Raw genomic sequence first — 20,419 nt, 5'->3', positions numbered from 1 at the left:
TGAAGCGGTGCCTTCGAGCGCCAAATGCGGGCATCAATCGCCATGCAGGACACCGACATGTGAAATATATTTCACATGATGAATTATATTGACACCGCTCCGCCGTTGCGATTATCTGCCCATACCGGACTTCGAGGAGGAACTCCGGTCTTCAATGGATCATCGGCAGCCGCTGAGGCGCCGCCGGATATTTGGGAGGGGCTTCGGCCTCGAGGAGGAAACTTGCGCAGATTTCTAAGCACGACCGCATTGGCGGTCCTCGCATCGACGCTTTATGCCGGCGTGGCCAGCGCGGACGCGGAAAATCCGTTCCGCTGCAAGCCCGGTGAAAAATACGTCATGAATGTCATGGTTTCGGGCGTCGAATACTGGTTCCCGGTCTATGAAATGTTCAAGCAGGCCGGTCAGCAGCTCGGTTGCGAGACGGCTTATACCGGCACGCCGGAATATGACGTCAACAAGCAGATCGCCACCTTCGACCAGGCGCTGGCCCAGAACCCGGCCGGTATCCTCGTTCATCCGATGAACTCCGATCCGTTCATCGAGCCGATCAACCGGGCCATCGATCAGGGCACGGCGGTCGTCACCTTCGCAGCCGACGCGCCGCTTTCCAAGCGCATCTCGTTCATCACGTCGGACAATACCCGCGAAGGCACCTATGCGGCCGACGCGATTGCCGAAAAGATGGGGGGCAAGGGTGAATATGCCGTTCTGGAAAATCCGGGCCAGGACAATCACGACAAGCGTATCGCCGCCTTCATCGCCCGAATGGACGAAAAATATCCTGATATGAAGCTGGTCGGCCGCGCTGCGTCCAACCAGGACCCGAACAAGGCCTATCAGGGCTTGATGAGCTTGGTGCAGGCACATCCGAACCTTGGCGCCGTCTTCATGCCGGAAGCCAACTCGGCCATCGGCGCTTCGCAGGCCAACAAGGAAAGCGGCGGCAAGATCCTCGTCATGTGCGCCGACGTCAACGCCAACATCCTCGACATGATCAAGGCGGGCGAAGTGTTCGGCTCGATCAACCCGAACCAGGGCATGCAGGGTTACATGGGCTTCATGCTCCTGTGGCTCGCCAAGCATCCCGAACTCATCGACCCGATGAACGACGCCAAGCGCGCCAGCTTCAACCCGATGAGCATTCCGTTCGTCGACAACGGCCTGTCGATCGTCACGGCCAATAATGCCGACGACTTCTACTGGGACAAGTACCTGAAGCGGCGGGGCACCAAGGGCATCGAGGAATAAACCTTTGTGCCTGCTGTCCGGGGCTTCAAGCTCCGGGCAGCCATCGCGAGCGTGAGGAGGAGATTATGGTGGCGTCGGTGCCGGTTCTGGAAATCCGCAATGTCAGCAAGCACTTCGGTGCAGTGAAGGCGTTGACGGATGTGAGCTTCACCCTGGAAAAAGGCGAGGTTCATGCACTTTGCGGCGAAAACGGCGCGGGCAAGTCGACGCTGATGAACATCATTGCCGGCGTGCTGCAGCCGACCGAGGGGGACGTCCTTGTCGATGGCGCGCCGGTAAAAGTGACGTCGCCGGCGGTGGCGCAATCGCTCGGGCTTGGCCTCGTGCATCAGGAAATCGCGCTCTGCCCGGATGCGACGGTGGCCGAGAACATGTTCATGGCCGCGACCAACCGTCGCCGCTCGCCTTTCATGAATTATGGCAAGCTGGAACGGGATGCACAGGTCGTGATGAACCGTCTGGCGCCGATCGATGTTCGCCGCAAAGTCGGCGACTTGTCGATATCGAGCCAGCAGCTTGTCGAGATCGCCAAGGCACTGACGCTCGATTGCCGGGTGCTGATCTTCGACGAACCGACGGCGGCTCTGACGGAAGCGGAGGCGCAGGTCCTGTTCGGGATCATCCGCGACCTCAAGGCGCAGGGTATTTCGATCATCTATATCAGCCACCGCATGGCCGAAATCTTCAGCCTGTGCGACCGGGTCACCGTCTTTCGCGATGGCCGCTATGTCTCGACGGAGACGGTGGCGGACTTGACGCCGGATGATGTCGTGCGCCGCATGGTCGGGCGCGAGATCACCCAGCTCTATCCAGAAAAGCAAGCGCCGGCGGAGCGGACCGGCGAGATCATTCTGAGCGTCCGCGATCTCGGCGACGGCAGCCGCTTTACGGATGTGAGCTTCGAACTGCGCAAGGGCGAAATTCTCGGCGTCGGCGGGCTCATCGGCTCCGGGCGCACCGAGATAGCCGAAGGCATTTGCGGGTTGCGGCCGGTGATCGCCGGCGAGGTGCAACTGCATGGACAGCGGCTGCCGGCGCACTCCTATGCGAAGGCCGCGCAGGCGGGTGTCGTCTACCTGTCGGAAGACCGGAAAGGCTCCGGCATCTTCCTCGATCTTTCCATCGCCCAGAACATTGCCGTTCTCGATTTGAAATCGCTGACCGGACCCCTGGGACTGTTGAATTCCAAAGCCGAGGCGGATCGTGCCCACGAGCTGGTCCGGCGGCTCGGGGTGCGGATGGGGGGCATCGACATGCCGGTCTCGTCGCTGTCGGGCGGAAATCAGCAGAAGGTAGCGATTGCCAAGCAACTGGCGGTCAATCCGAAGGTCATCCTGATGGACGAGCCAACCCGCGGTATCGATGTCGGCGCCAAATCGGAAATCCACCGGCTGCTGCGCGATCTCGCGCGCTCCGGCATCGGCATTGTCGTCATCTCGTCGGAACTGCCGGAGCTTCTCGGTCTATGCGACCGGGTGCTGGTCATCCACGAGGGCACCGTTGCAGGCGAGGTCGAGGACGAGACGATGACGGAGGAAGCGATCATGCGGCTCGCGTCGGGTATCGGCGGTCTTAACAATTCAAAGGCATCAGAGCATGCCGCATAAAGAAAACGCAGGGGCGGGAGACAAGGTCATGGCGGACGCTATATTGGCAACGGTACATCAGGCACGCGCGCCCGGCTGGAAACGGCTGGGGACAATGCGCGAGGCGGGACTGATCGCGATCATCCTGGCGCTCTGCATCGTCATGAGCTTTGCCTCGCCGCATTTTCTGACGCTCGGCAATTTCCGGGCGATGCTGATGTCGTTCTCGGTGGAGGGAATCGTCGTCGTCGGCATGACCATCCTGTTGATCGTCGGCGGCATCGACCTGTCGGTCGGCTCGGTCGTCTGCTTCTCGATGGTATTGTCTGGCTCGCTGTTCCTGATGGGGCTCGATCCGTGGAGCGCATCCCTGATCGGGATCATAGCCAGCAGCCTGATCGGCTGCGTCATGGGCTTTTTCGTCACGGTCGTCGGGCTCAACCACTTCATCACCTCGCTTGCGGCGATGGTCATCGTGCGCGGCATCTGCCTGATCATCACCAAGGGCACGCCGCTGTCGCTGTTCACCTTGCCGCCTTCGTTCAAGGCGGTCGGGCAAGGCACGTTCTACGGCGTCCCCTATGTGATCCTGATTTTTGTTGCGGTCGTCGTGTTGTTCGATTTCCTGCTGCGCCGGGCAACCGCCTTCCGCAAGGTGTTCTACACCGGCAGCAACGAGAAGGCGGCGCTCTATTCCGGTATCAAGACCAACCAGGTGAAGTTCTGGGTGACGGTGCTTTGCGCCACGCTGTCGGGGGTTGCCGGGGTGATCTACATGTCCCGCTTCGGCGCCGCGACCCCGACCTTCGGCGTCGGCATGGAGCTCAATATCATCGCAGCCGCGGTGATTGGCGGCGCGTCGCTGAATGGCGGCTCCGGCACGATCTTGGGGGCAATTCTCGGCATTGCCCTCCTGTCGGTCGTTACAAGCTCGTTGATCTTGCTCGACGTGTCCGTCTATTGGCAAGACATGATTAAAGGCTGCATTCTGCTTGCTGCCGTCTCGATCGACCATTTCCTGCACAAGCGGAAGGCTGCCTGACATGCCGATAGCCAAACTCAAACCCGCAAACGCGCCGCGCGAGGAAATCGTCATCGCCCGGCAGATGCACCAGGCCCTGGTCTTGCATTTCCTCGAGGGACTGACACAGGCGCAGATTGCCGATCAACTCGGCATCTCGCATGCTACCGTCAACCGCCTGATCAAGCGCGGCCGGCAACTCGGCCTGGTCGAGATCAAGATCAAGTCGCCGGTCGAGCCGCTGGTCGATATGGAGGAACAGCTGCGAGCGCTTGGCGGCATCGGCCGCGCCGTGGTGGTGCCGACTGTGTCCGACAATCCGCAAACGGCGCTTCAGGCCGTCGGCGAAGCGGCAGCGCGGTTGCTGCTGGAAGAGATCATCGATGGCGATACGATCTGCATCACGGGAGGCAAAGGCGTGAGCGCCGTCGTCGCCGGCTTGCAGCCGTCACGTCGTTTCAATGTCGAGGTCATTCCAGCAACGGGCTGCGTGCAGGGTAAGCACTATACCGACGTCAACCATGTCTCGACCTTGATGGCCGACCGGCTTGGGGGATGTTCCTACCAGATTCACGCGCCGCTCTTTGCCGACGATGCCGAGCAGCGGGCAATGCTGATCAACATGCGTGCCGTCGCCGACGTTTTCAAACGGGCGCGCGAGGCGAAGGTCGCGGTGGTCGGCATCGGCTCGATCCTGTCGGACGATTCTAGCTATTACGACCTGCATCCCTCCTCGAGCACCGACCGCGCCGCGATCGAGCGGTCCGGCGCCTCCTGCGAATTGCTGGCGCATCTGCTCGATGATCATGGCCAGGTCTGCGACTACAGCCTCAACCGGTCGCTGGTGTCGCTGACGCTGCCGGAATTCGCCTCGATCCCCACCAAGATCGGCGTGGCGAGCGGGCCGAACAAGGCAGGCCCGATCCTCAGCGTTCTCAGGGGCAATCATCTCGATACGCTGGTGACCGATGAGGCGACAGGTGCGCGGGTGCTGGCACTGGCGAATGGCGAAGGAAAATGGGCATGAATGGACAGCAATTGACACGTGAGATCGGCAAATCCGGCGTTTCCGCCTCGGCGGTCGGGCTGGGCACCTGGGCGATCGGCGGCTGGATGTGGGGCGGGACCGACGAGGCCGAATCCATCGCCGCAATCCAGGCATCGATTGACGCCGGCGTAACGCTGATCGACACGGCGCCAGCCTATGGGCTTGGACGTTCCGAAGAGATCGTCGGCAAAGCGTTGGCTGGGCGACGCGACAAGGCTGTGATCGCCACCAAATGCGGCCTTGTCTGGCATACGCAGAAGGGCCGTCATTTCTTCGACCAAGACGGCAAGCCGGTCCACCGTTATCTCGGCGGCGATGCGATCCTGCATGAGGTCGAGGAAAGCCTGAGGCGGCTCGGAACCGACTATATCGACCTCTACATCACCCATTGGCAGGACCCGACGACCCCGATCGAGGAAACGATGCGGGCGCTGGAAGACCTGCGAACATCGGGCAAGATCCGGGCGATCGGCGCAAGCAATGTCAGTTCCGACGACCTCGATGCCTATCTCGCTGCCGGCGGTCTCGACGCGATCCAGGAGCGGTTCAGCATGATCGACCGCGAGATCGAGGCAGAGCTTCTGCCGCTGACCAAGGCCAACGGCATAGCGACGCTGAGTTACTCGTCGCTGGCGCTGGGGTTGCTGTCCGGCACCATCGGCCCGGACCGTGTGTTTTCCGGCGACGACCAGCGCAAGGACAATCCGCGCTTTTCAGTCGACAACCGCCAGAAGGCAGCGGCGCTCGCCGACGCCATCCGGCCGCTCGCAGAAAAACACGGCGCCAGCATCGCCCAGATCGTGATTGCCTGGACGCTGGCGCAGCCGGGCGTCACCTTTGCACTTTGCGGGGCGCGCAATCCGGCACAAGCGCTCGACAATGCGCGGGCCGGGACCATCCGGCTGGATACGGCCGATCTTGCGGCCATCGATACGGCCATAGCGGCGAAACTGACTGATATGGACAGGTAGCGGATCGCCATCATGAAACGGCAAGAAATATTGGACGGGCTCCGCCAGAGCCCGAAGGTGGACGTCTGCGTCGTCGGCGGCGGCATCAACGGCATCAGCGTCTTTCGGGAACTGGCCCTGCAGGGGCTGAACGTGCTGCTCGTCGAGAAGCACGACTATTGCTCCGGTGCCAGTTCGGCGTTGTCGCGCATGGTCCATGGCGGGCTTCGCTATCTTGAAAACGGCGAATTCAAGCTGGTGCAGGAATCGCTGGTCGAGCGGGACCGGCTGCTGCGCAACGCGCCGCATTACGTCGCGCCGCTGCCGACGACGGTGCCGGTGTTCGATATCTTTTCCGGCCTCGGCAATGGCATTGTCCGCTTCCTTGGCCTCAGCCGCCGTCCGAGCCGACGTGGCGCCGTCGCCATCAAGGCGGGCCTGAGCATCTATGATTTCCTGACGCGCAAACGGGCATTGATGCCGCGCCACCAGTTTCGCGGCCGGCGCACAACGCTTGCCAAGTGGCCGGCGCTCAATCCCGACATCAAGAGTTCCGCCACCTATTTCGACGCCTGGGTCAGCCATCCGGAGCGGTTGGGCATCGAGCTCCTACAGGATGGTCTTTTGGCAAAGTTCGGAGTGATGGCGCTGAACTATGCCGAACTGCGGCGTACCGAAAATGGTGAGTATCACGTCGAGGATCAGATCGGCGGCGCGTCCGTTGCCGTCGAACCGGCGCTGATCATCAACGCCACCGGTGGCTGGATCGACCTTGCCAATCAAACCCTGTTTTCGCCAGAAGCACGGCCGTCACCACTGATGGGCGGCACCAAGGGCTCGCATCTCATCATCGACAATGCGGAGCTGCGCGACGCACTTGCCGATCACATGATCTACTACGAGAACGAGGACGGGCGGATCTGTATCGCTTTTCCTTATCTCGGTAAGGTTCTCGTCGGTTCCACCGATATCCGCGTCGATGATCCGGAAACGGTGCGCTGCGAGGCGGACGAGCGGGATTATATCCTGCAATCGCTTGCCTTCGTCCTGCCCGATATCACCATTCGGCCGGAGCAAATCGTTTTTCAGTTTTCCGGCGTGCGGCCGCTGCCGGCGAGCACCGACAGCTTTACCGGACGCATCCCGCGCGATCATTTCTGCACCATGCTGGAGCCTCCCGATGGCGGTGCGCCGGTGCTCTGCATGATCGGCGGCAAGTGGACGACATTCCGGTCCTTCGGGGAACTGGCGGCCGACATGGCTCTGGAAAGGCTCGGCAGGCGGCGCCGCGTTGCGACAACCGATCGGCCGATCGGCGGCGGTCGGGCCTTTCCCGCGAACACGCCCGCCTGGCTAGCGCAGATGGCAGCCAGCAAAGGCCTTTCCGCAGGGCGCATGGCTGAGCTGTTTGCCCGATATGGCACGGATGCCGAGGCGATTGCCGGCTTCATCGCGCCAAGCCCCGATGAAGCGCTGCCGCACGCCGCCTACTCGGTGCGCGAATTGCAGTTCCTGATCCGCGAGGAAGCGGTGGAACATCTCGACGACCTGCTTTTGCGGCGCACGACGCTTGCCGTTTCGGGCGAGCTTTCACTCGACATGATGGACGCCGCACTCGACCTGCTGGCGCAGGATAAGAACTGGACGCTCGCGCATCGCGCCAGTGAGCGCGTCCGCTTTCTCACCCTTCTCAACGAACGCCACGGCGTCGACGAAGACATGCTTTCCGCAAGGAACGAACCAAGGAGCACAGAATGCGACACAACAGCAAAGTCCGGATGAACCGGCTGTTCGGCGGCGGCCGCTGCCTCGATGTGGCGATCGATCACGGCGTCTGCAACGAGCCGTCCTTCCTCAACGGGCTGGAGGACATTCAGGCCGTCGTCAAGGCGCTGGTCTCTGCCGCGCCGGATGCGATCCAGATGAATTACGGCCAAGCGGACCTGCTGCAGGACGTGCCCGGCAAGGACAAGCCGGCGCTGGTCATGCGCATCGACATGGGCAATCCCTATAACCGAATCCGCCACCGCGACATGTGGGCGGTGCTGCAGAACGACGCCGAACCGTTGATCGGCGCGATCGAGATGGATGCAGCCTGCGTCGTCGTCAACCTGTTCATGCTGCCGGACGAGCCGGATCTGTTCCGCCAGTGCGTGCAGAATATTTCCCGCGTGCGGGCCGATTGCGACAAGTATGGCATGCCGCTGATGATCGAGCCGCTGGTGATGCAGCCGGTCACCGAAAAAGGGGGTTATATGGTCGACGGTGACGCGGACAAGATTGTGACGTTGACGCGGCTCGCCCGTGAGATGGGCGCAGATATCGTCAAGGCCGACCCAACCACCAATGCCGAGGATTTCCACAGGGTGGTGGAAGCAGCCCGTTGCCCGGTTCTCGTCCGCGGTGGCGGCAAGGAAGATCTTCGTGCCGTCTTCGACAAATCGGCGGCCTTGATGCGACAAGGCGCTCTAGGCATGGTCTATGGCCGCAACATCTATCAGCACGCCAATCCGAGGGCCGTGGTGCGCGGACTGATGGCGATCGTGCACGAGGATGCGAGCGGCGATCAGGCGTTTGCGCTCTACCAGCAGGGTTGAATGCGATCTCGAACCTTGGGAGGGGTTCAGCATGGGAAACTATCTTTTGGGGCTCGACGCCGGAAACACCGTCATCAAAGCGGTGATTTTCGACCTGAGCGGCAACGAGATCGCGGCTGCGTGGGAAGAAGGGCGCAGCCGCATGCCGAGCCCGGGGCATGTCGAGGGAGGGCTTGACGAACTCTGGACGAATGCACGGCAGGTCATCCGCGCCTGCATCGAAAAGGCGGAGATCCAGCCGGAGGAAATCGCCGCGATCGGTTGCGCCGGGCATGGCAACGGTCTCTATGCGCTTGATCGCGACGGCGCTCCACTGCTCGGCATCCAGTCACTCGACACGCGGGCCGCCGGCCTGGTCGATGAATGGCGAGAGGCCGGCGTTGGTGACCGGACCTATCCGATTGCCCGCCAGCGTCCGTGGCCATCCCAGACGCCGACATTGCTTGCCTGGCTCAAGCGTCACCGGCCGGATCTGTTCAACCGCATCGGTACGGTGTTCTTCTCCAAGGATTTCGTCGTCAACCGCCTGACCGGCCGCCGCGTCAGCGAGGTGTCCGATATGTCGGGTGCCGGTCTGCTGGATCTTGCCGCGCGCCGCTACGACAAGGCGCTGATGGAGGCCTATGGACTGGGAGATTGCATGGACCTCTTGCCGCCGCTCATCGAAAGCGCCGACATTGCCGGCACGGTAACGGAAGAAGTGGCGACGCAGACCGGGCTCGCCGCCGGTACTCCTGTGGTCGGCGGGCTGTTCGACGTCGTCGCCTCGGCGCTCGGCTCGGGCGTTTCACGCACCGGCAGCGCCTCGATCATCGCCGGCACCTGGAGTATCAACCAGGTCATCATCGATGGCCCCGACCTCGACGGGCCGGTGTTCATGTCGTCGACCTTCGATCGCAGCCGCTACATGGCGATGGAGAACAGCGCCACCTCGGCTGCCAATCTCGAATGGCTGGTGCGGGAGTTTTTCGAAGGCGAGCATGCGGAAGACGTTTCGCCCTTCGATGCCTGCTGCGCGCTGGCCGAGGCGATCGAACCCGCTGCAGACGACCCGCTCTACCATCCGTATCTCTACGGCGCCCAGCAGGATGGCCATGCACGCGCCGGCTTCTACGGTCTTGCCGGTTGGCACACCAAGGGGCATCTCGTTCGCGCGCTTCTTGAGGGCGTCGCCTTCGGTCACCGCCAGCACATCGAGGCGATCCGAAAGGCCGGCGCGGTCTTCAACGAAGCCGTGCTGTCCGGCGGCGGCTCGCGCAGCCTGATCTGGCCTCAGATCTTTGCCGATGTGCTCGGCGTTCCGGTCAGCGTTGCCCGCTCGCGTGAAACCGGTGCGCTGGGAGCGGCGATTGCAGCCGGAACCGGCGTCGGTGTCTTCGCAGACTTCGGCGCCGGTGCTGCGGCCATGGTCCGGACCGAGCGGCATTATCGTCCGGATGTCTCGCTTGAGGCACATTATGCGCGGCGCTACGCTCTCTATCAGGATATCGCCGAGGCAATGGCACCGCTCTGGCGGCGTCTGACGGCGGTTCCGCTGGCAGCGGGAGCGGCGGCATGAACATGCGGGTGAATGATGGGGCCATCGATGCGGGAAGCTACGACTACATCATCGTCGGCGCGGGATCGGCGGGATGCGTTCTGGCCAACCGGCTGTCGCGCGATCCGAAAACTCGTGTCCTGCTGCTCGAAGCCGGCGGCAGCGACCGATATCACTGGGTGCATGTGCCGATCGGCTATCTCTATTGCATGGGCAATCCGCGCACCGATTGGATGATGAAGACGGCGGCGGAAGCCGGACTGAACGGCAGGTCACTGCCTTATCCGCGTGGAAAAGTGCTGGGCGGCTGCTCGTCGATCAACGGCATGATCTATATGCGCGGCCAAGCGGCCGATTACGACGGCTGGCGGCAAGCCGGCAATTCCGGCTGGGGCTGGGATGACGTGCTGCCCTATTTCCTGAAATCCGAGGACAATTATCGCGGGAAGTCGCCGATGCACGGGGCAGGCGGCGAATGGCGGGTGGAAAAGCAACGGCTTTCCTGGCCGATCCTCGATGCCTTTCGCGATGCGGCCGAGGAGCTCGGCATTCCAAAAACCGACGATTTCAACGATGGCGACAATGAGGGCTCCGGCTATTTCGAGGTCAATCAGCGCGGCGGCCTGCGCTGGAACACGACAAAGGCCTTTCTGCGCCCGGCGATGAAGCGGCCCAATCTGCGCGTGCTGACCCGCGCCGAAACCGAGCGGCTGGAATTCGACGGCAGGATGGTGACCGGCGTGCGGTTCCGGCTGAACGGGCAGAAACATCTGGCTCGCGCCGATCGCGAGATCATCCTGTCTGCCGGTGCGATCAATTCGCCGAAAATCCTCGAGCTTTCCGGCGTCGGTCGCCCGGATGTGTTGTCCGCTGCCGGACTGGACGTCGCCCACGAACTTCGGGGTGTCGGCGAAAACCTGCAGGACCATTTGCAGATCCGTACGGTCTTCCGCATCGAGGGCGCAAAGACGCTGAACCAGCTCTATCACAACTTGTTCAGCCGAGCGGGTATGGGGCTTGAATATATGCTGCGCCGGTCCGGTCCGCTGTCGATGGCGCCGAGCCAGCTCGGTATCTTTGCCAAGAGCGATCCGGCTGTTGCGACCGCCGATCTCGAATATCACGTGCAGCCCTTGAGCACAGACCGGCTCGGCGAGCCGCTGCATAAATATCCCGCTGTCACCGTCTCCGTCTGCAATCTGCGGCCGGAAAGCCGGGGGAGCGTGCATGTTGGCGGCCCGGACCTTTGCATGGCGCCGGAAATCCGCCCGAACTATCTTTCGACAGCCGGCGACCGGATGGTTGCGACGAAATCGATCCGGCATGCCCGCCGGCTGATGGAGGCCGATGCCATTCGCAATTACCGGCCGCAGGAGATGCTGCCGGGCACGGAATATCAGAGTGACGAGGACCTGATCCGTCGGGTCGGCGATATCGCCACAACGATTTTCCATCCGGTCGGCACCTGCAAGATGGGCAGCGACACCATGGCGGTTGTCGATCCGCAATTGCGGGTGCATGGGCTTGCGAGACTGCGGGTGGTCGATGCCTCGATCATGCCGACGATCGTCTCGGGCAATACCAACTCGCCAGTAATCATGATTGCCGAAAAGGCCGCGGAAAGCATTCTATCAGAGGCTTAACGCGGTTTTCCCAGGCGAAGCGCGAAGCGGTTTTGCCGGGAATCGGCGTCATAACAGGGGGTTCGGCCGAACCGCTTTCGATCTAAAGCGCCCAGTCATCCCGATTTTGGACCTCGGCAGCTTTGTCCTCGCTGCAAATCGTTTCCAGCGCCAACGAGGCACGACTGGAGTGTCTCTGTTTGTGCCGCAGGATTGCAAATTGGCGGGACGGCAAAGGGAAGCGCGCCTTAACCAGCAGACCCTGCGTCAAGAGCGGCGCGGCCACGGCGCCGGAAACGACCGTTGCGCAGAGGCCTTCTCTTGCTGCCGATATGACTGCTTCATTCGACGGCAGCTCAAGCGCGACTGTCAGATCTGCGGGGCCGATGCCGAGATTGGAAATCGCCGCCTCGAAAGCCGACCGGGTTCCGGACCCTTTTTCCCGCATGACCCATTTCGTGCCCGAAACCAGCTCCGCCGGGGCGATCGGTTTGCCACGCGCCCAGGGATGGCGCGGACCGACGACGATAAGGAGTTCGTCCTCGGCGAGCGGCCGAATATTCAGCGCCGGTTCGTCAACGCTGCCCTCGACGAAACCGACTTCCGCCAATCCATCGAGAACCGCTTTCGCCGCCGTGGTCGTGTTGCCGATCATCAGCTTGAGGTCGATGCCCGGGTAGCGGACCTTGAAACGCATCAGCATCGCCGGCAGCCAATAGCTTGCGATCGTCTGGCTGGCAAAAACAACGAGCTCACCCTTTTGCAAGCCGCCGAGATCGGACAAGACGAGTGCTGCGGCTTTTGCGCGCGCGAGTGTGGCTCGTGCCTCCCCCAGAAACACCCGCCCTTCATATGTCAGCTCTATGCGGCGTCCGACACGGTGAAAAAGCTCGACGCCATAGGAGGCCTCGAGATTGCGGATGGCCGAACTGACGGCCGACGGCGTGAGGCCGATCGCCGCGGCGGCATTGGTCAGGTGCTCGCGTTCCGCAACCGCAACGAAAATGGAGAGCTGTTCGAAAGTCATGATGCAATCGTTCGATTTTACCGAATGAACTATATTAAACTATTCAATGGAAGTCGACAATTGAGTATGGGACAGTGAAGCATTCCGCAAGGTCTTGCCGATGCTCGTTTCCGCCTCCCGTTCCCCGTCGCTTCCTGCCGTCCTGCCGGGACTTGTCCTTTGTGTGGCGGTCACGCTCATTGCGCAGTTGGTTGAGCAGTTGCAGCTGATGATTTTCGGCGCGCACTGGATCGAGAGCCTCGTGCTGGCCATTCTGATCGGCATTGCCATGCGCTCCTCGGTCCGCCTGCCGCAGACCTTCACTCCCGGCATTCACTTCGCCGCCAAGACGCTTCTCGAGATTGCCGTCGTGTTGCTGGGCGCCTCGCTCAGCACGGCCGCCATCCGGCAGGCCGGACTGCCGCTTGTCGGTGGAATTGCCGTCCTGGTTGCGCTGTCCTTGGCCGGCAGCTTTCTGCTTGGCCGGCTCTTCGGGCTGTCGACCAGCCTGGCGACCTTGGTTGCTTGCGGCAACTCGATCTGCGGCAATTCTGCGATCGCCGCGGCAGCACCTGTGATCGGCGCCAAACCGGACGATATCGCCGCCTCGATAGCCTTTACCGCGCTGCTCGGCGTTGGTGCGGTGCTGACTTTGCCGCTTCTGCATCTGTTCCTGGGTCTCAGCGCCGTACAATATGGCGTTTTCGCAGGGCTGACAGCCTATGCCGTGCCGCAGGTATTGGCGGCGACGGCCTCCGCCGGCGCCGTCAGCACCCAGGTGGGCACGCTCGTCAAGTTGATCCGCGTGATGATGCTCGGCCCCGTCATTCTTGTGCTCGGCGCAGTTCATGGTCGCCGTCCCGGCGGCGCCGCAATCAATCTCCGCCATGTTCTGCCATGGTTCATCCTCGGTTTTGCGGCCATGGCGACGCTTCGTTCGCTCGACGCGATCCCGGCGCCGCTGCTGCCCGCGATGTCGGCTGTATCAGCCGCCTTCACCGTTACTGCCATGGCCGCGTTGGGCCTCTCCGTCGATGTCAGATCCATCGCCCATACCGGCGGTCGGGTCCTCGTCGCGGCGGCGCTGTCGCTGCTGGCTCTGGCGGTGCTTGGGCTTTGCTTGATCGGCCTGCTGAATATCGTCTGAGACGGGGTGGTGTGCCCAAAATACTTGCAAAAATTCCCGTTGCCTTCCAAACGATCAGCGGCTAGCCTGTATATACAGGGCGGAGAAGCAAAGATCGTCATGCGGGTCATCTCTTCACAGCAAGCTGCGGATCTCCTCGAAGACGGGATGACGGTCGCTGCCTCGGGTTTTGGAGGATGCTGCCATCCCGAGGCCATCACGGCCGCGGTGGAGGAGCGTTTCCTCGCCACTGGAAAACCGCGCAAGCTGACACTTCTGTTTGCTGCCAGCACGGGCGATCGTCAGACGCGCGGCATGGGGCATTTCGGCTATGAGGGCCTCGTCGCCCGCGTGATCGCCGGGGGATGGCGGGGAACGCCGCGCCTTGGCAGGCTGGCGATCGAGGAAAAGATCGAAGCGCATTGTTGGCCGCAAGGCGTCATCGCCCAGCTCTATCGGGCGATTGCCGCCGGTCAGCCTGGGGTGATCACCCATATCGGGCTCGGTTCTTTCATGGACCCGCTGCATGGCGGCGGCCGCATGAATGCGACGACGCCGCGAGCGCTTGTCGAGCGCGTGTCGTTGCGCGGCAAGGAATGGCTGCTTTATCCCTCGATGCCGCTCGACTGCGTGCTTTTGCGCGGTACGACGGCCGACGAAGACGGCAACGTCACCCTCGAGGACGAAGCCTTTCCGCTCGACGTGCTCGCCATGGCGCAGGCAGGCCGAAATTCCGGCGGTGTCGTCATCGTGCAGGTCAAGCGGATTGCCGAGCGCGGCTCGCTGCCGCCGGGCGATGTTCGCATCCCGGCGGCGCTGGTCGATTATGTCGTCGTCTGCGAAAATCCGGCCCAGCACGGCGTCAGTTTCGCCGAGACAGACAATATCGCCTATACCGGGCGCGTCCGGATGGCGGTGAGCCGCCTGCACCCGGCGCCGCTGTCGGCCGATAAGATAATTCAGCGCCGTGCCTTCCTGGAGTTGGCGCCGCTCCATCGCCCGACGATCAACCTCGGCATCGGCATTGCCGCCGGGATCGGTCGGATCGCCAGCGAAGAGGGATTCGACGATTATACGGTGACGATCGAATCCGGCGTGATCGGCGGCGTGCCGGCCGAGGAACTGTCCTTCGGCGCTGCCGTCAATCCGACCGCCATCGTCCCACAGGCTTCGCAGTTCGACTTTTACGACGGCGGCGGCCTCGATATCGCCTTTCTCGGCATGGCCGAGGTGGATAGGCACGGTGCGGTCAATGTCAGCCGCTTCAACAATTCCATCGTTGGGGTCGGCGGCTTCACCAATATTTCGCAGACGGCGGGGCGTGTTGTCTATCTCGGCGCATTTTCGGCCGGCGGCGCGGAAATTGCGGTTGCCGACGGCAGCCTCGACATCATCCGGGACGGCAGAGTTTGCAAGATCGTCGACCATGTCGACCAGATCAGTTCGAGCCCGGCCTTTGCGCCGGAAGGGCAGTCGCAGCTCGTCGTCACCGAGCGGGCGGTCTTTCGAGTGATCGACGGATGCCTGATGCTGACGGAGTTTGCCCCCGGCATCGATCTCGCCTCCCATGTTCTCGACCGCCTGCCGAAGGGCGTCGCGGTGTCGGGCCAGCTGAAACAGATGGACGCGCGCCTGTTTGCCACCCACGCCATGAAGGACTTTGCCCCATGAAAATCGATGGAGCCGTCATCATCGTCACGGGCTCGGCAACAGGCGTCGGGGCCGCATGCGTGAAGCAGTTCGCCGAGAGCGGTGCCCGGGTGGTCGTCAATTACAACAGCAGCAACAAAGAGGCCGATGAAACGGCCGATATCTGCCGCAGCCTGGGCGCGGAGGTCGAGATCGTCCAGGCCGACGTTGCCGACGATGCGGCCTGCCGCCGGATGGTCGCGACGGCCGTCAACCGGTGGGGGCGGCTCGACGCCCTGGTGAACAATGCCGCAACGACGGTCAAATCGGATCCTTTCGATCTGGAGACATTGTCGGCCGAAGATTTTCAGAGTGTTTTCGGCGTCAATGTCATCGGCGCCTATCAGATGTGCCGGGCGGCGGTGCCTGTGATGCGTGACAGCGGCGGCGGTGCGATCGTCAATGTCTCATCCAACGTTGCCTTTACCGGCGGCGGCAGTTCGCTTGCCTATACGGCCTCCAAGGGTGCGCTCAATGCGTTGACCCTGGCGCTAGCGCGCACCTGCGGTCCCGATATCCGGGTGAACGCGGTTTGCCCCGGCATCATCGATACGCGCTGGATGCGCGACACGCTCGGGCCGGATGCCTATGGCGCCATTGCCAAGCGATTTTCGGAAACCGCGCCGCTCGGCCGGGTCGCGACACCGGAAGACGTTGCCGGCGCCATTGTCTGGCTTGTTCAGGGGGCAGAGTTCGTCACTGGCGAATTGCTTTCCGTCGACGGCGGCATCCGCCTGTCGGGTGGTGTTCGCAAGCCCGTGGCATCCGGCGGAGCCGCATCGTGACGTTGTCGGCCCAATCCATTCTCGATTTCCCGGTGCCGCAAGCGACGCATGTGGTTACTGCAAGAGATGCCATCCTCTACGCCCTGTCTGTCGGCTACGGCACCAACCCGCTCGACGAAAACCTATTGAACTATGTCTATGAACGCGATCTCGTGACCGCGCCGACCCTTGCCAATGTCGTGGCGCATCCAGGCCCGTGGATGCAGCAGACGGGTGTCGACTGGGCGCGTCTCGTGCATTCCGAGCATCGCCTGACCATCCACCGGCCAGTCCCTCTCGATGTGCCGCTGATCTCCCGGTCGCGCGTCTTGTCGGTGGTCGATCGCGGCCTTGAGAAAGGCATGTTCGTCAGCTTCGAGCGCATGATCGCAACCGTGGACGGTGATGAGCCGATCGCGACGATCGTCCAGACGAACGCCTGCCGCGGTGACGGTGGATGCGGTTCGGCGGGATCGGCGCCTGAACCTCTGTCCAAAGTCCCGGACCGAGAGCCGGACTTCGAATTCAATGTCGACCTCCCTGACAACGCCGCGCTGCTTTATCGCCTGAACGGCGATCTCAATCCGCTGCATGCGGATCCACAGGCAGCCGGCCGAAGCGGCTTCGATCGGCCGATCCTGCATGGGCTGTGCAGCTTCGGTTATGCGGGCTACGCCATCATCGCCGCCATCGATCCAGGCATGAAGATCGGCTTGCGGGCGATCGCGGCGCGGTTCAGCGCGCCGATCTTTCCCGGAGAAACGATCACCCTGCAGATGTGGCGCAACGACGCCGAGATTCGCTTCAGGGGGATCGTTGCGTCACGGGGTGTGACCATCCTCGACAATGGCATGGCGAGGCTGTCATGACGAAAGCGGTCAAACCAGCCGCCCGCGAGGCGCGCCATTATATCAGGATCAAGGAGCAGATCCTGGCCGACATCGCCGAAGGCAAGCTGCAGCCGGGAGACCGGGTATCCTCTGAAAGCGAACTGGTGGCGGCATTCGGCGTCAGCCGCATGACGGCGAACCGCGCGCTGCGGGAATTGATGTTCGAGGGTGTCCTCAAGCGATCCGCCGGGATCGGAACCTTCGTGTCGCCAAAGCACCTCGACGTCGATCTGCTTCAAATCCGCAACATAGCCGACGAAATACTGGAGCGGGGTCACACGCATAAGGCGGCGGTCGTTCAGGCCGGCTCGATGAAGGCGGATGCCAACGTTGCCGACGCGCTCGAACTGACGCTCGGCGCTGAGGTGATGCACTCGCTGATCGTGCACCTGGAAAACGACCAGCCCATTCAGGTCGAGGAGCGCTACGTCAATCCGCTGGTCGCGCCCGACTATCTGTCGACCGATTTCAGCAGCATGACGCCGAACGAATATCTGACGAAGGTGGCGCCGATAACGGCGTTCGAACATATCGTCCAGGCCGTCAAACCGGACACGACGATCCGCAAATATCTTGGCCTGAAGAATGATCACCCTTGCCTGCGCGTCTTTCGAAGGACCTGGTCGGGCGAGGCCGTCGTGACCTGTGCGCTGTTATACTATCCGGGCGCGCAATATCGGCTGGAAGCACGGTCCACCAAGGGTCCCTCGAAGCCCGTCGCCATTCTCGGAGAGAAACAGTGAGCGCCACCCATTCTCCATCGATCACCTTCAGCGCGTCGCCGCCGACGATCGAGGACATCGCAGCAATTGCCCGTCGTCACGCCAGGATCGAAATCTCCGCCGAGGTCGAGGCTCGGATTACGGCGGCGCGCGCCGTCGTCGATCGCTATACGGAAAAGGAGCTGCCGGTTTATGGCCTGACGACAGGACTGGGAGCGGGGGTCGATACACGACTTGCAACGGAAGATCTGGTGGCGTTTCAGATGCGTGTGCCGCAAGCCCGCGCGGTCGGCGTCGGAAAGCCGCTTGCCCAGGAATCCGTGCGGGCGATGATGGCCGTTAGGGCTGCAGGCATGGCGGCGGGCGGCTCCGGCATTTCGCTGAACGTGTTCCGTGGTCTGATCGCCGCCATCAATGCAGATATCCATCCGGTCGTCCCGTCATTGGGCTCGATCGGTGCGGCGGATTTGGCTCCGCTTGCCCATATGAGCCGGGCGCTTCTCGGCTTCGGCGAGATCGAGCTTGGCGGCGAAGTGCTGCCGGCCGCCATCGCCCTGGAAAGGGCCGGCCTGAAACAACTCGAATTGGCGCCGAAGGACGGGCATGCGCTTGTCGTGGCCAACAGTCTCTCCATCGGCCTTGCCTGCCTGGCGCTTGAGGATATCGAGCGGCTCTTCGATTGGTCCCTGAAGGCGATTGCCGTTAATTTCGAAGCGTTCCGGGCCAATGTCAGCGTCTTCGACGATCGCGCTCTCGCTGCCAGACCGGCCTTTGGGCAGCGCCGTGTCGCCGCTCAACTGATGGAACTGCTTTCGGGAAGCTCCTTGCTTGCGGCCGATGCCGCAAGACGTCTCCAGGATCCTTTGAGCTACCGCTGCACGCCGCAGGTCTGGGGCGCGATGAGGCATGCGATCGACGAGGCAAGGCAGGCGACGGAGATAGATCTCGTCAGCTCCAGCGACAATCCTGTCGTCATCGCCTCCGAAGGCGTCATTCTTGCACACGGCAATTTCGACATGACCGCTTTTGTGCTCGCCTGGGAAAGGCTGGGGCAGGCGATGGCGCATTGTGCGGCAGGCACCGCCTATCGGATCATGAAGATCATGTCGCCCGGCATGTCAGACCTCCCGCGCTTCCTGACCCCGATGGGCCAGAGCCGGACCGGTTTTGCGACCGTGCAAAAGACCGTCTCGGCCATGGAAGCCGAAATCCGCCATCTCGCCATGCCGGTTTCGCTTTCGCCCTTTCCCGTCGCCGATGGCGTGGAAGACCAAGCGTCGATGGCGCCGAGCGTTTTGGCAAAGACGCAGGCGATCGTCGAGCGCCTGCGTTATCTCGTTGCCATCGAACTGATTGCCTCGGCCCAGGCCGTCGAGCTGCGCGGCGTCTCAGGCGAATTGGGCAAGGGATCGGCTGAGGCCTATGCTTTCGTCCGCAATCACGTCCCGGCGCTTGATGAGGATCGCGCGCAAGGGCCGGATTTTGCGGCGATCGCCGCATTGATCGGGCTTGGCCCGCTGTAAGCCCGGTTCGCCACTGCCCCACCAAGAAGGGCAGGGCGCCGACCGGTCATGCCGACGGCTATTCTGGGGAACGCCGCCGGTTCGTTCATTGAAAAGTCAACAAGAGGGAATGACTATGAAAAATTGGACAAAGGGCATCCTTGCAGCCGGCATCATGGCAACCGCCATGTTCCAGTCTGCATCCGCAGAGACCATCAAGGTCGGCAGCAAGAATTTCACTGAGCAGTTCATCCTCGCTGAATTGTATTCAGCCGTTCTGGAAAATGCCGGCTTCACCGTCGAGCGCAAGATCAACCTCGGCGGCACGCTGATTGCGCACCAGGCATTGGTGGCCGGCGAGATCGATCTTTATCCGGAATATACCGGCACGGCGCTCGCATCCGTCGTCAAGGGCGAGATGTCGACCGACGCCGACAAGGTCTATACGCAGGTCAAGGACTTCTACGCCAAGCAGTTCAATCTCACATGGCTGAAGCCGAGCGGGATCAATAACGGCTATGTCATCGTCGTCCGGCAAGAAACGGCGCAGGCCAACAATCTGAAGAGGCTGTCGGATCTCGCCAAGGTCTCCAAGACACTGGTCTTCGGCGGCGGCGCCGAATTTCCGGATCGCGCCGACGGCCTGCCCGGCCTGAAGCGCGTCTACGACGCCGAGTTCAAGGAGTTCAAGCAGTTCGCCAAGCTTGGTCTTCGTTACGACGCGCTGGAACAAAAGGATATCGACGTTGCCAATGGTGCGGCGACCGACTGGCAGATCGGCTCGAAGAATCTCGTGCCGCTGGCAGACGACAAGGGTCTGTTTCCGCCCTACTACGTGGCGCCTGTTGTCCGCCAGGACGTGCTGAAGGCCAACCCGAAGGTTGCCGAACTGCTCGAAGCGGTCGGCTCCCATCTCGACAACGAAAAGATGCGGGTCCTCAATGCCAAGGTCGAAACCGATCACGAGGAAGCCAAGGACGTGGCGGTCGATTTCCTCAAGGAAAACGGCCTCCTGCCGAAATGATTGTCATGCCTCCGCGGCCGGATATCAATCCGGCTGCGGTCTGGCGCGGCGATCCATTTAAGGGTTTTTGTTCGAAAATCCGTC

Annotated in this window: 17 protein-coding genes; 16 read left to right on the top strand and 1 reads right to left on the bottom strand. The window is 62.2% G+C overall.

Translation table 11 applies throughout. The features are described 5' to 3' along the window. Positions 1-222: 222 nt before the first annotated feature. The 9 genes from FHT69_RS23270 (at position 223) to FHT69_RS23230 (ending at position 11,633) form a co-directional block, all read left to right on the top strand. Positions 223-1,251 (top strand): substrate-binding domain-containing protein, encoded by a 1,029-nt coding sequence (locus tag FHT69_RS23270; RefSeq protein ID WP_047619177.1) that lies wholly within the window; start codon positions 223-225, stop codon positions 1,249-1,251. A 65-nt stretch (positions 1,252-1,316) separates the two neighbouring features. Then, entirely contained in the window at positions 1,317-2,858 is a 1,542-nt protein-coding gene (locus FHT69_RS23265; protein ID WP_210304325.1) for a sugar ABC transporter ATP-binding protein, read from the top strand. Positions 2,859-2,886: 28 nt separating this feature from the next. After that, complete coding sequence (locus tag FHT69_RS23260) at positions 2,887-3,879, top strand: ABC transporter permease (RefSeq protein WP_183906022.1); 993 nt, start codon at positions 2,887-2,889, stop codon at positions 3,877-3,879. A 1-nt stretch (position 3,880) separates the two neighbouring features. Then, complete coding sequence (locus tag FHT69_RS23255; RefSeq protein WP_183906021.1) at positions 3,881-4,885, top strand: sugar-binding transcriptional regulator; 1,005 nt, start codon at positions 3,881-3,883, stop codon at positions 4,883-4,885. After that, positions 4,882-5,877 carry an aldo/keto reductase gene (locus FHT69_RS23250; protein ID WP_047619220.1) on the top strand — a complete coding sequence of 332 codons (996 nt, stop codon included), beginning with the start codon at positions 4,882-4,884 and terminating at the stop codon, positions 5,875-5,877. Before FHT69_RS23255 ends, FHT69_RS23250 begins: the two co-directional genes overlap by 4 nt. Positions 5,878-5,889: 12 nt before the next feature. Then, positions 5,890-7,638, top strand: coding sequence for a glycerol-3-phosphate dehydrogenase/oxidase (locus tag FHT69_RS23245; RefSeq protein ID WP_063473754.1), 1,749 nt, complete (start codon positions 5,890-5,892; stop codon positions 7,636-7,638). Further along, complete coding sequence (locus tag FHT69_RS23240; protein WP_063473753.1) at positions 7,611-8,453, top strand: class I fructose-bisphosphate aldolase; 843 nt, start codon at positions 7,611-7,613, stop codon at positions 8,451-8,453. Before FHT69_RS23245 ends, FHT69_RS23240 begins: the two co-directional genes overlap by 28 nt. 31 nt (positions 8,454-8,484) lie before the next feature. Beyond that, positions 8,485-10,011 carry an FGGY-family carbohydrate kinase gene (locus FHT69_RS23235; protein ID WP_183906020.1) on the top strand — a complete coding sequence of 509 codons (1,527 nt, stop codon included), beginning with the start codon at positions 8,485-8,487 and terminating at the stop codon, positions 10,009-10,011. Then, positions 10,008-11,633, top strand: a complete 1,626-nt coding sequence (locus tag FHT69_RS23230; RefSeq protein ID WP_063473751.1) for a GMC family oxidoreductase — start codon at positions 10,008-10,010, stop codon at positions 11,631-11,633. Before FHT69_RS23235 ends, FHT69_RS23230 begins: the two co-directional genes overlap by 4 nt. An 82-nt stretch (positions 11,634-11,715) precedes the next feature. On the opposite strand, the gene FHT69_RS23225 is transcribed toward FHT69_RS23230, so the two are convergent. Further along, positions 11,716-12,639 (bottom strand): LysR family transcriptional regulator, encoded by a 924-nt coding sequence (locus tag FHT69_RS23225; RefSeq protein ID WP_063473750.1) that lies wholly within the window; start codon positions 12,637-12,639, stop codon positions 11,716-11,718. Between the two features lie 100 nt (positions 12,640-12,739). Here FHT69_RS23225 and FHT69_RS23220 point away from each other — a divergent pair, with 100 nt between their 5' ends. The 7 genes from FHT69_RS23220 (at position 12,740) to FHT69_RS23190 (ending at position 20,335) form a co-directional block, all read left to right on the top strand. After that, entirely contained in the window at positions 12,740-13,765 is a 1,026-nt protein-coding gene (locus FHT69_RS23220; RefSeq protein WP_063473749.1) for a YeiH family protein, read from the top strand. A gap of 99 nt (positions 13,766-13,864) precedes the next feature. Further along, complete coding sequence (locus tag FHT69_RS23215; RefSeq protein WP_063473748.1) at positions 13,865-15,415, top strand: acyl CoA:acetate/3-ketoacid CoA transferase; 1,551 nt, start codon at positions 13,865-13,867, stop codon at positions 15,413-15,415. Beyond that, positions 15,412-16,218, top strand: coding sequence for an SDR family NAD(P)-dependent oxidoreductase (locus FHT69_RS23210; RefSeq protein ID WP_063473747.1), 807 nt, complete (start codon positions 15,412-15,414; stop codon positions 16,216-16,218). Before FHT69_RS23215 ends, FHT69_RS23210 begins: the two co-directional genes overlap by 4 nt. Continuing rightward, positions 16,215-17,066: a MaoC family dehydratase gene (locus tag FHT69_RS23205; protein ID WP_047619153.1), complete on the top strand. Its 852-nt coding sequence runs from the start codon at positions 16,215-16,217 to the stop codon at positions 17,064-17,066. The genes FHT69_RS23210 and FHT69_RS23205 overlap by 4 nt, the downstream gene beginning before the upstream one ends. Next, positions 17,063-17,830, top strand: coding sequence for a histidine utilization repressor (hutC, locus tag FHT69_RS23200; protein WP_063473746.1), 768 nt, complete (start codon positions 17,063-17,065; stop codon positions 17,828-17,830). The genes FHT69_RS23205 and hutC overlap by 4 nt, the downstream gene beginning before the upstream one ends. After that, complete coding sequence (hutH, locus tag FHT69_RS23195) at positions 17,827-19,332, top strand: histidine ammonia-lyase (RefSeq protein ID WP_063473745.1); 1,506 nt, start codon at positions 17,827-17,829, stop codon at positions 19,330-19,332. The genes hutC and hutH overlap by 4 nt, the downstream gene beginning before the upstream one ends. Before the next feature lie 115 nt (positions 19,333-19,447). Beyond that, positions 19,448-20,335, top strand: a complete 888-nt coding sequence (locus FHT69_RS23190; RefSeq protein WP_183906019.1) for a glycine betaine ABC transporter substrate-binding protein — start codon at positions 19,448-19,450, stop codon at positions 20,333-20,335. Positions 20,336-20,419 lie beyond the last annotated feature (84 nt).

Source organism: Rhizobium sp. BK008 (assembly GCF_014197345.1).
Classification (GTDB): domain Bacteria; phylum Pseudomonadota; class Alphaproteobacteria; order Rhizobiales; family Rhizobiaceae; genus Rhizobium; species Rhizobium anhuiense.
Note: the sequence above shows the minus strand (reverse complement) of the source record. Positions and strands in the feature narration are given on the sequence as shown.